Annotated in this window: 13 protein-coding genes and 1 pseudogene; 3 read left to right on the forward strand and 11 right to left on the reverse strand. The window is 71.1% G+C overall.

The annotated features are described in order from the left end of the window. Positions 1–50: 50 nt before the first annotated feature. The 9 genes from mnhG to HQQ78_RS04125 all read right to left on the reverse strand — a co-directional run bounded on the left by mnhG (position 51) and on the right by HQQ78_RS04125 (position 9,926). Complete coding sequence (mnhG, locus tag HQQ78_RS16310) at positions 51–611, reverse strand: monovalent cation/H(+) antiporter subunit G (RefSeq protein ID WP_371740345.1); 561 nt, start codon at positions 609–611, stop codon at positions 51–53. Next, a complete protein-coding gene (locus HQQ78_RS15745) occupies positions 608–871 on the reverse strand; it encodes a monovalent cation/H+ antiporter complex subunit F (RefSeq protein ID WP_054145652.1) in 264 nt (87 codons plus the stop codon). The genes mnhG and HQQ78_RS15745 overlap by 4 nt, the downstream gene beginning before the upstream one ends. Beyond that, entirely contained in the window at positions 868–1,488 is a 621-nt protein-coding gene (locus HQQ78_RS04095) for a Na+/H+ antiporter subunit E (RefSeq protein WP_056046254.1), read from the reverse strand. Before HQQ78_RS04095 ends, HQQ78_RS15745 begins: the two co-directional genes overlap by 4 nt. Next, complete coding sequence (locus tag HQQ78_RS04100) at positions 1,485–3,122, reverse strand: Na+/H+ antiporter subunit D (protein ID WP_173151128.1); 1,638 nt, start codon at positions 3,120–3,122, stop codon at positions 1,485–1,487. The genes HQQ78_RS04095 and HQQ78_RS04100 overlap by 4 nt, the downstream gene beginning before the upstream one ends. After that, positions 3,119–3,631, reverse strand: coding sequence for a Na(+)/H(+) antiporter subunit C (locus HQQ78_RS04105; RefSeq protein ID WP_173151130.1), 513 nt, complete (start codon positions 3,629–3,631; stop codon positions 3,119–3,121). Before HQQ78_RS04105 ends, HQQ78_RS04100 begins: the two co-directional genes overlap by 4 nt. Then, positions 3,628–6,630 (reverse strand): Na+/H+ antiporter subunit A, encoded by a 3,003-nt coding sequence (locus HQQ78_RS04110; protein WP_173151132.1) that lies wholly within the window; start codon positions 6,628–6,630, stop codon positions 3,628–3,630. The genes HQQ78_RS04105 and HQQ78_RS04110 overlap by 4 nt, the downstream gene beginning before the upstream one ends. Positions 6,631–6,771: 141 nt before the next feature. After that, entirely contained in the window at positions 6,772–7,551 is a 780-nt protein-coding gene (gene otsB / locus HQQ78_RS04115) for a trehalose-phosphatase (protein WP_159826223.1), read from the reverse strand. Then, a complete protein-coding gene (gene otsA, locus HQQ78_RS04120; RefSeq protein WP_173151134.1) occupies positions 7,548–9,047 on the reverse strand; it encodes an alpha,alpha-trehalose-phosphate synthase (UDP-forming) in 1,500 nt (499 codons plus the stop codon). The genes otsB and otsA overlap by 4 nt, the downstream gene beginning before the upstream one ends. Positions 9,048–9,155: 108 nt before the next feature. Further along, complete coding sequence (locus HQQ78_RS04125; RefSeq protein WP_173151136.1) at positions 9,156–9,926, reverse strand: fructosamine kinase family protein; 771 nt, start codon at positions 9,924–9,926, stop codon at positions 9,156–9,158. Between the two features lie 18 nt (positions 9,927–9,944). Here HQQ78_RS04125 and HQQ78_RS04130 point away from each other — a divergent pair, with 18 nt between their 5' ends. Then, positions 9,945–10,985: a magnesium transporter CorA family protein gene (locus tag HQQ78_RS04130; RefSeq protein WP_173151138.1), complete on the forward strand. Its 1,041-nt coding sequence runs from the start codon at positions 9,945–9,947 to the stop codon at positions 10,983–10,985. An 83-nt stretch (positions 10,986–11,068) separates the two neighbouring features. After that, positions 11,069–11,797 (forward strand): annotated as a pseudogene (locus tag HQQ78_RS04135) (sugar phosphate isomerase/epimerase family protein); the annotation flags it as partial. Between the two features lie 71 nt (positions 11,798–11,868). On the opposite strand, the gene HQQ78_RS04140 reads toward HQQ78_RS04135, so the two are convergent. After that, positions 11,869–13,023 carry an SLC13 family permease gene (locus tag HQQ78_RS04140; protein ID WP_173151140.1) on the reverse strand — a complete coding sequence of 385 codons (1,155 nt, stop codon included), beginning with the start codon at positions 13,021–13,023 and terminating at the stop codon, positions 11,869–11,871. Positions 13,024–13,145: 122 nt separating this feature from the next. Here HQQ78_RS04140 and HQQ78_RS04145 point away from each other — a divergent pair, with 122 nt between their 5' ends. Then, positions 13,146–13,325 (forward strand): hypothetical protein, encoded by a 180-nt coding sequence (locus HQQ78_RS04145; protein ID WP_043593989.1) that lies wholly within the window; start codon positions 13,146–13,148, stop codon positions 13,323–13,325. Between the two features lie 69 nt (positions 13,326–13,394). Here HQQ78_RS04145 and HQQ78_RS04150 read toward each other — a convergent pair whose 3' ends face one another. Further along, positions 13,395–14,687 carry a mechanosensitive ion channel family protein gene (locus HQQ78_RS04150; RefSeq protein WP_173151142.1) on the reverse strand — a complete coding sequence of 431 codons (1,293 nt, stop codon included), beginning with the start codon at positions 14,685–14,687 and terminating at the stop codon, positions 13,395–13,397. Between the last annotated feature and the right edge of the window lie 90 nt (positions 14,688–14,777).

A 14,777-nucleotide genomic window follows, 5' to 3' on the forward strand; every position in this document is an offset into this window, starting at 1 on the left:
TCGAGTTTAGGGCGTGACCGCGCTCGCGCCGTCCACCGTCGCCGACGGCCTCAGAGCTCGCCCGGCTCCCCCGCGGCGTCTCCGCTCGACCGCGTCCGCCGACCCTCGTGGTCGCGGGCGTCGTCGTCACCCTCGCTGTCGTCGAGCCCGGACGAGTCCCCGACCCGGTCCATCTCGACGGCCAACGCGTCGGCCGACCCGACGGGCAGGTCGGACACGTCGAGATCGGCGACGTCGCCCTCGGTCGTCTCGGCGATCTCGCCGGCTGCCCGGGCCACGGCGTCGTCGAGTTCGTCCACGACCAACCGATCGCGCAGGAGGTCGCCGTTGCGGTACCCCGCCCGACCGATCATGTGCGCCGAGATGGGTGCGGTGAGCATCTGGAAGACGAGGACGACGAGCAGGGACGCGATCGTCCCCACGGTGTGCTGGTCGAGCGCGATCGCCGCCAGGACCAGGATGAGGCCGAAGATCTGCGGCTTGGTCGCGGCGTGCATGCGCGACAGGGCGTCGGGGAACCTGAGGAGGCCGATGCCTGCCGCGACCGAGAGCAGTGCCCCGCCGATGAGCATGACCGAGGCCGCCACGTCGTAGACCGTCTCGGGGATCACGAGGGATCCTGCTTTGAGACGTAGCGCGCGACCGTGATGGAGCCGAGGACGGCCGTCAGCGCGAGGGCGAGGATGACCGGGATGGTCCGGGTGTGGCCGTTGAAGACCATGTCGGCGGCGAGGACGCAGATCAGGGTGGTCAGCAGCATGTCGGACGCGATCATGCGGTCGAGGATCGACGGCCCCCGCACGATGCGGATGACCGACGCGAGGCCGGCGAACGCAAAGAGCGCTCCGACGACGTAGGCGACGACGGTCACGAGGGACCTCCTTCGTGGGACGAGGAACGGCTGACCGCTTCGTGGACCTCGGCCGCGGCCGGGGTGCCCTCCGCGATGCGACGGCGGTCGTCGTCGCTGCCGAGCACCCGGACGAGGCGGGCCTCGACGACCAGGACGCCGTCGCGGACGCCCTCGACACCGGCGAGGTCCTCGACCGCGAGGGCGTGCAGGTAGAGGATCGACCGCTCGCGGTCGGCCTCGACCACGAGCGACCCGGGGACGAGCGAGATCGCCTCGGCGACGAGGGTCATGATGAAGTCCGACCTCGTGTGCAGCTGCACCGCGACGATCGCGTTCGAGGTCACGCCGCGAGGTCGGACGGCCTGCCAGGCGACGATGACGGAGGCGCGCACCAGGTCGACCACGAAGTGCGCCAGGAAGACCACGGCGTACCAGAGGTTGAACCGGCCGCTCAGTTCGACCGGGGGCAGGAAGAACACCCGGGTCACGAGCAGCGCCACGGCGACGCCGGTGACGAAGGCCAGGACGGTGAACTGGTTCCACAAGGCCATCCAGAGGACGACCAGTCCGACGAGCAGGGGGAGCTGCCGGGCGAGGCTGCGGCCGACCTCGCCGCGGGTGGGACGGCCGGTCACGGGGTGCTCCCCTCGTCTGCGGAGTCCGAGGCGGGTTCGGGCTCGGGCGACGACGGGTCGGACGTCGTCTCTCCCTGACCGCCCGGGAAGACCGTCTGCACGTAGTCGTTCGAGCCGTAGACCCGGCCGGCCGCACGTTCGGCGACGCCGTAGAGCGGGCCGGCGGCGAAGGTCAGGGCGAGCGAGACGAGCACCATGCCCGCGGTCGCGCCCACCATGGTGCGGGGGTTGGTGCGACGTCGCTGGACGGCCACCCGACCCGGGGCCTCCTCGAGGTGCTCGGTGAAGGGCGACTCGTGGTCGTCGACATCGGCCTTCGGGCGCCAGAACGCGAGGTTCCAGGCACGCATGAGCGCGTAGAGCGTCAGCAGCGACGTGAGGGCCCCGGCTCCGATGAGGACGTACACGAGGGGATCGTCGAGCCGGGCACCGGCCTCGAAGAGCGCGACCTTGCCGATGAAACCGGAGAACGGCGGGATGCCGCCCAGGTTGAGGGCCGGGATGAAGAAGAGGACGGCGACGATCGGTGCCGCCTTGAGGAGACCGCCCAGGCGGGTGATCGACGCCGTGCCGCCTCGCCGTTCGATCAGGCCCGCCCCGAGGAAGAGCGTGGTCTGGACCGTGATGTGGTGCACGACGTAGTAGATCGTGGCGGCCAGGCCCTCGACGGTCCCGAGTGCGATGCCGAAGATCATGTATCCGATGTGGCTGACCAGGGTGAACGAGAGCAGACGCTTGATGTCGGCCTGGGCCACGGCCCCGAGGATGCCCACGATCATCGTCAGCAACGCGATGATCAGCAGGTAGACGTTGACGTTGCTCTCGACGAACAGCACCGTCTCGGTGCGGATGATGGCGTAGACGCCCACCTTGGTCAGCAGGCCGGCGAACACGGCGGTCACGGGGGCGGGAGCGGTCGGGTACGAGTCGGGCAGCCAGAACGACAGCGGGAAGATCGCCGCCTTGATGCCGAACGCCGTGAGCAGCATGACGTGGATGATCGTCTGCACGTCGGGCGGGATGGTGTCCATCTTCTGGGCGATGTCGGCGATGTTGACCGTGCCGAGCGCTCCGTAGATCATCGCGATGGAGGCGAGGAACAGGACGGACGACACCAGGCTGACGACGATGTAGACCACGCCGGCCCGGATGCGCTGCTCGGTGCCGCCGAGGGTGATCAGCACGTAGCTGGCCACCAGGAGGATCTCGAAGCCCACGTAGAGGTTGAAGAGGTCACCCGCGATGAAGGCGTTGAACACGCCCGTGGCGAGGATGAGGTAGGTCGGGTTGTAGATCGAGACCGGGGCCTCACCGTCACCGTCGGCCTGGCCCTGCCCGACCGAGAACACGAACACCGCCAGCAGGACGATCGACGAGATGCTGAGCATGAGCGCCGCGAGTCGGTCGACGACGAGCGTGATGCCGAACGGCGCCTGCCAACCACCCACCTGCACGGCGATCGCTCCCTGCGTGTCGACGACCACCAGCAGCACCAGGCTGATGACGACGACGAGCGCCAGGGCGACGATCGAGACCACGGCCTGCGACCGGGGCCGCCGACCGGCGATCATCGCCGCCGCGGCTCCGAGCAGCGGGATGAGGACGACGAGCGGCACGAGGTAGCTGGTGGTCATGCTCGGTGCCCTTTCTCGTCGTGGTGGGGCCGGTCGTCGCGCAGCGGCCGGTCGTCCGTCGGCACGGCCGCTTCGGCACGGCTGCCGAACTCGCTGTCGCCACCCGCCTCGTCGTCACCGTCGCCCTGTTCGGACTCTTCTTCGGCCGGGACGCCGCGACGACCGATCTCGAGGTCTTCGGCGTCGTCCGCGAGGGTGTCGCCCTGGGCCAGCCGCCACGACCGGTAGATCAACGCGAGCATGAAGGCCGAGATGCCGAAGGTGATGACGATGGCCGTCAGCACGAACGCCTGCGGCAGCGGGTCGGCGAAGTCGGCCGGATCGGCCTGACCGTCGACCACGGGGGCCGCGCCGCGACGGCCGGACATGAGGAGGATGAGGATGTTCGTGGCGTTGCCGACGAGCAGGAAGCCCAGCAGCACACGGGTCATGCTGCGCTCGAGCAGCAGGTAGACGCCGCAGGCGTACAGCGCGGCCATGACGACGATCAGGACGAGGGAGACGCTCATGCGCGGCCCCGCTCGGTCGGGGGCGTACCGGCGACGGACACGGGGAGCGCCTCCTCTTCGGGTTCGGACACCTCGCTCGCGTGGCCGAACGCGTCCTCTTCTTCTTGACGGTCGACCTCGGCTCCGAGGCTCCGGAGCACGTCGAGGACGAGCCCGACGACGACCAGGTAGACGCCGACGTCGAAGAAGGTCGACGTGACGAACTCGACGTGGCCGAGCAGCGGCACCTCGGCCTCGACCCAGGTCGAGGTCAGGGCGTCGACGCCGAAGAAGAGCGGGACGAGTGCCGTCGCGGCGACCGTCAGGAGACCGGCCCCGAGGAGCTTGCCGGCATCGAGGGGCGCGGCCGCACCGAGTTCGTACCGACCGCCCGCGAGGTACCGGGCCACGAACGCGAAACCCGCCACCAGACCGCCGGCGAAGCCACCACCGGGCAGGTTGTGACCGGCGAAGAGCAGGTAGATCGAGACGACGATGATGGCGTGGAAGATCAGGCGCACGACCACCTCGAGCAGGATCGACCGGTTCTGCGGGGCGAGTTTGCGCCCGGCCAACAACCAGGCGCGCCGGTCGCCCTCGGTGCTGTCGCCGATCTGCGCCGTCGCCCCGCCGACGGGCACGACCGGCGCCGGCTCGCGCACGGGCCGGACCCGTGCCAGGAACCGCTGGGCACGCGTACGCCGCTCGGGCCGGGGCAGGACGTCGGCGCGGGAGGTCAGGAAGACCAGGCTCGCGACACCGGTCGCGGCGACGATGAGGACCGCGATCTCGCCCATGGTGTCCCATCCGCGGATGTCGACGAGCGTCACGTTGACGACGTTGCGGCCGTGACCGCCGTCGACGGCGAGGTCGGGGAAGGCGCCCGAGACCGTGGGGATCGAGCGTGCCCCGAGGGCGACGACGGCGATGGCGGCCATGACGGACCCGACCGAGATGCCGATGACGGCCCGGATCGCCCGGTGGGTGCGGCCGTTTCGCTCGCCCAGACGGGCCGGCAGCCGACGCAGCACGAGGACGAACGCGATGAGGGTGATGGTCTCGATCAGCGCCTGCGTCAGGGCCAGGTCGGGGGCCCCGTGCAGCGCGAAGAGCGCGGCCATGCCGTAGCCGGTCACCCCGACCAGGACGACGGCCTGGAATCTCTTGTTGGAGAGCGCCGACGCGATGGCGCCGATGATCATCAACCCGCCGATGGCCAGCTGCGCCGGGTAGTCCCAGAGCACGGCGGTGGTCGGCCAGTCGCTGTTGAGCGCCAGCGTCACCACCGACGAGGCGATGAACACGACGAGGATGGTGGCGAGGTAGAAGGGCAACGAACCGCGCTGCGTCGTGGCGGTCGTCCGCGACGCCGTCCGGTCGATGGTCGCCATGATCCGCACGTACCCGTCGGAGGCGCGGGGCAGGAACGAGACGGCCTTCTGCACCTGCGACACCCGGTCGCGCTGCCAGAAGAGGAGGGCCCCGACCCCGAGCGAGACCGCCGTGAAGCCGAGGGCGGGCTCGAGACCGTGCCAGAGCGCCAGGTAGTAGGGGCCGTGCTCGCCCGGGGCCGAGGGGAGCGTGTCGGCATAACGAGCGAAGACCGGACCGACCTGGTACGAGACGAGGCCGAGCACCAGGCCGGCGACGGCCAGGACGATCGGCGACGCCAGGAAGTCGACGTGCTCACGGACGAAGTCGACCGGCTCGACGCCCTTCTTGCGACCGAAGGCCCCCCAGAGGAAGCGCAGGCTGTAGGCGGTGGTCAGGATCGACCCGACGACGACGCCGACCAGGGCGACGACGCCCCAGGCCGACCCGGTCACGGCGTCGTCGTAGAGGGCCGTGAGCACGGCCTCCTTCGCGACGAAGCCGAAGGTCGGCGGCACGCCTGCCATCGAGGCGAGGGCGAGGAGCGTCACCACGAGGAGGACGGGAGCCTGACGACCGAGCCCGCAGAGCTTGCGCAGGTCTCGCGTGCCCGCCCGGTGGTCGATGACCCCCACCACGAGGAAGAGCGTCGACTTGAACAGGGCGTGGGCGACCAGCAGGGCGAGCCCGGCGAGGGCTGCGTCGCGGGTGCCGAACCCCACCACGATCGTCAGGAAGCCGAGTTGGCTCACCGTGCCGTAGGCCAGGACGAGCTTGAGGTCGTGCTGACGGAGCGCGCGGTACCCGCCGAGGACCATCGTGACCACCCCGACGGTGACGATGATCTCTTGCCAGCCGGGCTGATCGTGGTAGCCGGGGGCGAGACGGGCGACGAGGTAGATGCCGGCCTTGACCATCGCGGCGGCGTGCAGGTAGGCACTGACCGGCGTCGGAGCCGCCATCGCGGCCGGGAGCCAGAAGTGGAACGGCACGAGTGCCGACTTCGACAGCGCCCCGACGAGTACGAGCACGACGGCGACCGTGACGACCGTCCCGGTGGGTGGCTGCTCGACGAGCTGGGACAACGAGCTCGTGCCGCCCTGGACGGCGAGGATCACGAGGCCGACGAGCATCGCGAGCCCGCCCGCGGTCGTCACGATGAGCGCCTGCAACGCGGCCCCGCGGCTGGCCTGCTTCGCCGTGTAGTGCCCGATCAACAGGTACGAGAAGACGCTCGTGGCCTCCCAGAAGACGAACAGGACGAACACGTCGTCGCTCGTGACGAGGCCGTACATCGCTCCGGCGAAGGCCACCAGCACGGCGGCGAAGCGTGCCCGACCGGCCTCGTCCCGCTCGAAGTAGCGCGCACAGTAGACGAGCACGAGGCCGCCGATGCCCGTGACGACGAGCGCGAGGACCCAGGCGAGGACGTCCATGCGGAGGGTGAGCGAGATGGCGAGCTGGGGAATCCACGGCACGGCCTCGGTGGGCACCTCGCCCGACAACACGGCGGGCCCCTGGAGGGCCGTGAAGGCGAAGGCCGCGAAGGGGACGACGGACGCCCAGAGGAAGAGCGAACGGCCGAGTCGTCCGCCGACGCAGGCCACGACGACGGCCGCCACGGCGAACGCTGTCAGGACTACGATCACGAGGACCTCCGTCGGCTGGCGACCTCGTCGGACCGGCTCGGCTGAGCGGCGGCGGGGAGTCGCGGCGGAGTGTCCAGACTACCTTGCAGTCACCTGGGAATGCTCAGACCCGGCCATCACACCCGTTCAAGGCATGCGCTCTCAGGCATGACCGAGATGCCCACGCAGGCCGGCCAGTTCGACGAGCAGGTCCGCCACGGCGGCGGGGTCGGCGACGCGATGCATCGCCCCCGTCTCGCCCGGGCCGACCTTGATCGACAGGTCGCCCTCGCCGAGTGCCCGGAAGCCGTCCTCGTCGGTGACGTCGTCCCCGGCGTAGAGGACGCCCGTGGCCTGGACGGCCTCCCGGAGCCGGTCGATGCCATCGTTCTTGCCGGTCGCCCGGACGGCGAACTCGAGGACGTTCTTGCCGACGCGCTCGTGCATGCCGCCGAGCGCCTCGACGGCCTCGCGGGCCGCCGCGTGGACGGCCTCGGTGGTCGCGGCGTCCGCGAGCCGCGTGTGCAGGGCGAGGCCTGCGGGTTTCTCTTCGACGAAGACGCCCTCACGCCCCTCGGCCACACCGTGGACGGCGTCGGACAAGCGCGCACGGCCGGCCTTCTCGTCGTCGCTCAACGAGGTCTCGTGACCGTCGACCCGCACCTCGATGCCGTGCGAGCCGACCAACAGCACCTCGTCGGGGGTCTGGCTGACCTCGATCAACGAGGCGAGGTCGCGCCCGGACACGAGGGCGACGGTGGTCTGGTCGAGTGCCGACAGGCGCATGATCGCGTCCATGGCCGCGGGCAACGCCCGGGCCCGCAGGGGCGCGTCGACCTCGGGCGCCAGGGTGCCGTCGAAGTCGAGCGCGACGAGGAGGCGCGGGGTCGTCGCGAGACGACCGAGCGCGTCGCTCAGGGCCAGGGGGTCGGAACCGGTCACGAGACGTCACCGTCCGTCGTCGCCGAGGCCGGGGCAGGCGTGATCTGCTGCCCGGGTCGTACGTTCTCGAGGGCCTGCAGGAAGGACGCCGACCACTTGGCCACGTCGTTCTCGAGGACGCGACGGCGCAGGGCCCGCATGCGGGTGGTGCGGTCACGCTTGGGCATCTCGACGGCGCGCATGATGGTGTTCTTGAGGCCGCCGATGTCGTGCGGGTTGATCAGCAGGGCGCTCTTGAGCTCGTCGGCCGCGCCGGCGAACTCGCTCAGCACGAGCACGCCGTCGTTGTCGCGCCGCACCGCCACGTACTCTTTCGCGACCAGGTTCATGCCGTCGCGGAGGGCCGTGACCAGCATGATGTCGGCGGCGAGGTACAACGCCACCATCTCTTCGCGCGGGTAGCCGTGGTGGTGGTAGCTGATGGCCGTGTGGCTCATGGTGCCGTAGTCGCCGTTCACGCGGCCGACGGTGAGCTCGATCTCGTCGCGCAGCAGCTTGTAGGTCTCGACCCGCTCACGGCTCGGGCTCGCGACCTGCACGAGCGTGGCGTCCTCGACGCTGAGCCGACCGTCGGCGAGCAACTCGCCGAACGCCTTCATGCGGTGCCGGATGCCCTTCGTGTAGTCGAGACGGTCGACGCCGAGCATGATCGTCTTGGGGTTGCCGAGGCCCTCGCGGATCTCGCGGGCCCTGGCCTGCACGTCGGGGCGCGCGGCGAGCTCTTCGTAGCTGGCGGCGTCGATCGAGATCGGGAAGTGCTTCGCCAGCACCCGGCGGACCTTCGTGCCCCGGCGCGAGACCGGCGCGGACTCGTCGTCGACCGGGACCTCGATGTAGGGGCGCGTCGTCGAGTACCCGAGCAGGTGGCGGACGGCGCGGGAGAAGTTCGACGCGTCGTCCGCCCGCTGGAAGCCGATGACGTCGGCACCGAGCAGGCCCTCGACGATCTGCTGCCGCCAGGGCAGCTGCGAGAAGATGCCGAGCGGCGGGAACGGGATGTGGTTGAAGAACCCGATGGTGACGTCGGGCCGGGCCTCGCGCAGCATCTTCGGCACGAGCTGCAGCTGGTAGTCCTGCACCCAGATGGTGCCGCCCTCTTCGGTGATCTCGGCCGCGCGGTCGGCGAACCGCTGGTTGACCTGCACGTAGGACTCCCACCAGACCCGGTGGTAGGTCGGGGCGGCGATGACGTCGTGGTAGAGCGGCCAGAGCGTGTCGTTGCTGAAGCCCTCGTAGTAGCGCTGCACCTCGTCGGCGCTGAGCGGCACGGGGACGATCTCGATGCCGTCGGACTCGAAGGGCTCGAACTCGAGGTCGGGTTGGCCCGCCCAGCCCACCCACGCCCCGTCGTTGGCCTTCATGACGGGTTCGAGGGCGGTGACGAGACCCCCGGGCGAGTGCTGCCACGACGCCGACCCGTCGTCGGCGATGACCCGGTCGACGGGGAGGCGGTTGGAGACGACGACGAAGCCGTAACGTTCGGGGGTGTCGGGCATGGGGTGGGTCGGCTCCTGTCGCATCGCCCGCACGAACGCGGGACGGCCAGATTATCAGCGGTGCCCCAGACGGCTCCTGGCGACCGGCGTACCCCACCCGGACGATCGTCAGACGAGGCGCAGGGTCGCCTCGGCGGCCCGCACGAGGGACGACCCGTAGCTCGGCCCGTGTCCGGCGGCGTGCACGGCCAACGGGTGGAGCTGGTGCAGCGGCACGCGACCCCGCCACCCCTCGCCCAGTGGCGAGCGCGCCTCGTAGCCCGCCAGCACGTCCTCGAGGTGCGGGCAGCCGAACAGGGCCAGCATCGCCAGGTCGGTCTCGGGATGACCGCCGTGGGCGGCCGGGTCGATGAGCACGACTCCCCCGGCGTCGAAGAGCACGTTGCCGGCCCACAGGTCCCCGTGGAGGCGGGCCGGGGGCAGGTCGTCGTCGAACGCACCCTCGGCGACGAGGCGGCAGGCTCGCTCGACGACCTCGAGGCCCGCCCGGTCGAGACCGCCCGCCCGGACGGCGACGCGGGCGTAGGGCAGGACCCGCTGCTCGGCGTAGAAGACCCCCCAGGTCGCCTTCGGTCGCACCGTCATCGGACGGCTGCCGATGAAGCACGGCCCCGCCCACCCCCGAGGAGGCGCACCGAACGCCTCCGCGCCGCTCGCGTGGGTCACCGCGAGGGCCTCGCCGAAGGCCCGTGCGGCCTCCGCCGTGGGACGGACCTCGTGCACGGGATCGAGGTCGATGCGCCCCGGGGACGCGGCCTGGACGCCGACCGTGCGCGCGCCTCCTCGGGGCGTGGCCTCGGCGAGCCAGGCGAGACCGGCCGCCTCGGCCTCGAAGAAGCCGGCGGGGGCGTCGGCACGCTGCTTCGTGTAAGAGGTCACGGGAATAGCATGCGCCCCATGACCGACACCCGTCCCCCGCGCACCGAGGGGCCCCGCGGCCCCGCCGACGACGGCGCCCGTCCCGACACGACCATCGTCACGCGCGCCTACCGAGGGGGCGAGCTGATCGCCCACGACTTCCCGCTGCACGAGGTGAGCGACCACCTGGAGACGGACGGCTGCCACGTGTGGATCGACCTCACCGACCCGACCGCCGGCGACCTCGCCTCGCTCGAGGACGAACTCGGACTGCACGAGCTCGCCGTCGAGGACGCACTGCAGGACGGACAGCGGCCCAAGGTCGACCGTTACGACAACCATCTGTTCACCGCTCTCTACGACGTGCGCTTCGACCGGGCCAGCGGCGTGCTCGACACGAGCGAGGTGAAGGCGTTCATCACGGAGCGCGCCCTCGTGACGATCCACCATCCGGAGTTCGACGTCACCCGGCTGCAGGCGACCTTCGACCAGAACCGCGACCTGGCGTCGCACGGCGTCTCGTACTTCCTCTGGGGTCTGCTCGACTGCGTCGTGGACCGGCACTTCGGCGCCACGGATGCGCTGGACGACGAGATCGAGGGCATCGCCGACGACCTCTTCGACCCCGCGCCCCGGACCATCGACGTGCAGAAGCGCTCGTTCGCCCTGCGGAAGAGCCTCGTCCAGCTGCGCCGGGTCGCGTCGCCGATGCGCGAGGTGCTGAACACGCTGCTGCGCCGCGACCTGAAGGAGGTCGACTCCGCCATGCACCCGTACTTCCAGGACGTCTACGACCACGTGCTGCGCGTGGCCGAGCAGAACGACTCCCTGCGCGACCTCGTCTCGACCATCCTCGACACGAACCTCAACCTGCAGTCCAACCGCATGAACCTCATCATGAAGAAGGTGACGAGCTGGGCGGCCATCATCGCGGTCCCCACGGCGATCACCGGGTTCTATGGGCAGAACGTGCCGTATCCGGGGTTCCAGTCCGCCGCCGGCTTCGTCACCTCGTGCGTGCTGATCGTGGCGATCGGCGGCCTGCTCTGGTGGCAGTTCAAGCGCCGCGACTGGCTGTAGCCCGCCGTTCCCGCACTGTTCACCGCGGGGTCGACGCCGCCGAGACGCCCCGGTCGTAGCCTGGCCGCGTGATCACGGTCGGAATGAGCACGTCCTGCGTCTTCCCGCTGTCGACCGACGAGGCCTTCCGGCTCGCGCGGCTCATCGGCTTCGACGGGGTCGAGGTGATGGTGACGGCCGACCGGGCGACCCGACGCCCCGAGCTGATCCGCGCGGCGACCGCCCGGTGGGGCCTGCCCGTGCTCTCGGTGCACGCCCCCGTCCTGCCCGTCGCGCACTTCGCCTTCGGTCGTGACCAGGTCGACAAGCTGCGGCGCTCGGCCGGACTGGCCCGCGAGCTGGGCGCCACGACCGTCGTCGTCCATCCGCCGTTCGTCTGGCAGCGGTCCTACGCGGCGCGGTTCGTCGACGTCGTCCGCGAGATCGCGACCGAGACGGGCGTCACCCTCGCCGTCGAGAACATGTTCCCCGTGAGGTTCGGGCCGGCCGGGTTCGACCCCTACCGCCCGGGACACGACCCCTCGTCCCTCGACGTGGAGGCGGCCACCCTCGACTTCTCGCACGCCGCCGTCGCCGGGCGCGACGCTCTCGACCTCGCCCTGGCGCTCGGGCCGAGGTTGCGCCACGTCCACCTGACCGACGGCGTCGTCTCGTCCCGCCCCGGCGGGCTGCACGACCAGCACCGGGTGCCGGGTCTCGGCACGCAGCCGGTCGCCGAGGTGCTCACCCACCTGGCCCGGTCGGGGTGGGCCGGCACCGTCGCCGCCGAGGTGCACACCGACGGGGACGAGGAGGCGCGGCTCGGCCAGCTCCGGCGGACGCTCGCCTTCGCGCGCCGTCACCTCGCGACCGCACCCGCGTCGGGCCCGAGCGCCCGGGACCCTCAGACGAACAGCACCGTCGCGACGACCGCGAGCGGCACGGCGACCGCCGCCACCCCGAGGCCGGCGAGCACGAACCGCCCCCACGCGACCTCGACGCCCATCGACGACAAGCGCGAGTGCCAGAGCAGCGTGGCGAGCGAGGCCCACGGCGTCACGAGGCAGCCGATGTTGACCCCGACGAGCACGGCGACGAGCCGCAGCGGCGACCCGGCCACCGGCTCGAGGGCGAGGTAGGCCGGGAGGTTGTTGGCCACGTTCGCGGCCACCGCGCTGCCGCCCGCCAGTCGCAGCAGGTCGGGCAATTGGTCGCCGGTGCCCACGACGGCTCCGAGCAGGTCCGCCAGGCCGAGCGAGTGAGCGGCCTCGACGACGAGGAACAGCCCGCCGGCGAAGAGCAGCGTGCCCCACGGCACCAGCCCGAGTCGGAGGACGCCGCGGCGGCGGACGGCCGTGGTGACGACGAGCACGAGCGCCGCGACGGCGGCGGGGATCCAGACCTCGACGCCCGAGACCAGGGCCGGCACGAGCAGCCCCGTCGCGACCGCGGCGACGCCGAAGAGCACGCGATCGGCCACGGGCTCGGACGCCGGCGCCTCGAACCGGCCGACCAGCTGACGGCGGTAGCGCAGTCCGATGGCCACGACGGGGACGACGACGCCCACCACGGCGGCCGGTGCGACCAAGGCGGCGAACTGCACCGGGGCCGGTGATCCGAGCTCGTGCAGCGCGAGCAGGTTGGTGAGGTTCGAGACCGGCAACAGCATCGAGGCGCAGTTCGCGAGCCACACCGTCGTCAGCGCGAACGGCATCGGCGGCAGGCCGGCGTGCCGGGCCACGATCACGACCACCGGCGTGAGCAGCACCGCCGTCGTGTCGAGCGAGAGGAACACCGTGCAGAGCACCGCGAGCGCCACGACCAGGAGCCACAGCACGAGCACCCGCCCTCCGGCCAGCCGGGCCGAGGCGGACGCCAGCCACGAGAAGAGTCCGGCCTCCGCCGCGAGCTCCGCGACGATCGTCAGGCCGACGACGAAGCCGAGCACGGGCGCGACCCGTTCGACGAGCGCGAGCAGTTCGTCACCGGTCAGGACGCCGGTGAACACGGCCACGAGGCCGAGCGACACGAACACGCCTCCGAGCAGGGCAGTGCGCACGGCATTCTCCTTCGACCGCAGGACGCACCGGCACGGGACGCCGGGCAGCTCAACCTACCCCCACCCAGACTCGTGCCACGTCACGCGGTACCGTGGTCGAAACGACCCCTGGGAGCCCCACCGTGCGCAAATTCCTCTTCAACGGCGCGATCATCAGCGCGATCTTCTCCGGCATCAGCCTCCTCAAGAGCCTGAGCGCCGGCCCTCGTGACTGGCGCCTCGCCCTCATGGCGATCAGCTGGGCGGCGTCGACCGCGATCGCCGTGGGCAACGTCATCGAGGCCGCGAACGACGACGACTGACGTCTGCCGAGACACCGAGGAGGCGCGTCCCGCTCTGGCGGGGCGCGCCTCCTCGTCCGTGTGGTCGCGTCAGCGACGCCCGTCGACGCCGGGCGTCGGCCCGGCCGGATCGCCGTCGGGACGGCCGGTCGGCAGGCCACCGGGTCGTCCCGCGACGTGCGGGTCGTGTTCCGCCTCGGCGCCGAGCGAGGCCTGGTACTCGGCGACGTCGTGGATCGGGATGGCCGCCGTGAAGAGCGCCGTGCGTTCGGAGTCGGCGTTGTCGCCGCTGAACAGGGCGGAGGCCTCCGACGTCGACCGGTGGGCCCGTCCCTTCGGCGCCGGTTCGGCCTCGACCATCTGCACCCGCGTCCGCGGGATCGACTGCGGGCTCTTCGCGTGCAGCCAGGCGATCAGGTCCTCTCGGACGAGGCAGCGCAGGTCGAACAGGGTCGGTGCGTCCTTGGCCGTGACGAGCACCCTCACCCGCACGTAGCCGGCCTGGGCGTCGGTGACCTGGAGCACCTTGGTGCGTCCGTCCCAGAGGTCCGTCCCCGCGAGGATCACGTCGAGCTCCTTCCGCATGGCCCCCGGGTCGACCCGCCAGTCCAGGTCGAACTCGACCGCTCCGAGCAGCTCGCTGTTGCGCCGCGTCCAGTTCTCGAACGGCGTGGTCGTGAAGTAGGTGGACGGCAGCACGAGACGCCGGTCGTCCCAGACGTGGACGACGACGTACGACAGGGTGATCTCCTCGATCAGGCCCCACTGCCCTTCGACCACGACGACGTCGTCGATGCGGATGGCGTCGCTGAAGGCCAGTTGGATGCCCGCGAAGACGTTCGCCAGGGTCGACTGCGCCGCGAGGCCCGCGACGACCGAGACCAGCCCCGCACTCGCGAGGACGCTCGCACCGACCGCCTCGACCCCCGGGAACCCGAGCAGCACGGTGCCCGCGGCCAGGATCACGATCAGGGCCACGGTCAGCCGTCGGAGGATGAGCACCTGGGTGCGGACCCGACGCGCCACCCGGTTGTCGGGGGTGTCGACCCGGTAGCGCGACAGGCCGAGGTCCTCGAAGAAGATCGCGAGGGCACCCACGAACCAGGCGACGACGACGATGACGGCGCAGCGGAAGGCCTGTGACACCCACCCCTCCCCCGGGTAGTCGGCGGGGAGCAGGGCGTCGAACGACGTGGTCAGCGCGACGACGAGCAGCACGACGAGCAGCGTGGCGCGGAAGGGGCGGCGCATGCGCGTCACGAAGGCCTGCGCCCACTCCTTGCGCTTGGCGACCACGCCGACGACCAGGCCGACGACGGCCGAGACGACGAAGGTGAGGACGACGGCGGCGACGAGCGAGATGACGAGTTGTATCCAGGGCATCCCCCGAGCCTGTCGCATGACGCACGGCTCCGTCCCGGCTGGCCCCTGGGACGATGGAACGGTGAGACGATCCACAGCTTCCCGTCACGA

It is taken from the genome of Frigoribacterium sp. VKM Ac-2859, assembly GCF_013204925.1.
Lineage (GTDB): Bacteria > Actinomycetota > Actinomycetes > Actinomycetales > Microbacteriaceae > Frigoribacterium.

Bases quoted from the DNA above. Each gene is read 5' to 3' on its own strand.
- HQQ78_RS04100 (WP_173151128.1), bottom strand. From the start codon at position 3,122: ATGACCACCAGCTACCTCGTGCCGCTCGTCGTCCTCATCCCGCTGCTC.
- HQQ78_RS04105 (WP_173151130.1), bottom strand. From the start codon at position 3,631: ATGAGCGTCTCCCTCGTCCTGATCGTCGTCATGGCCGCGCTGTACGCC.
- otsA (WP_173151134.1), bottom strand. From the start codon at position 9,047: ATGCCCGACACCCCCGAACGTTACGGCTTCGTCGTCGTCTCCAACCGC.
- HQQ78_RS04130 (WP_173151138.1), top strand. From the start codon at position 9,945: ATGACCGACACCCGTCCCCCGCGCACCGAGGGGCCCCGCGGCCCCGCC.
- HQQ78_RS04150 (WP_173151142.1), bottom strand. From the start codon at position 14,687: ATGCCCTGGATACAACTCGTCATCTCGCTCGTCGCCGCCGTCGTCCTC.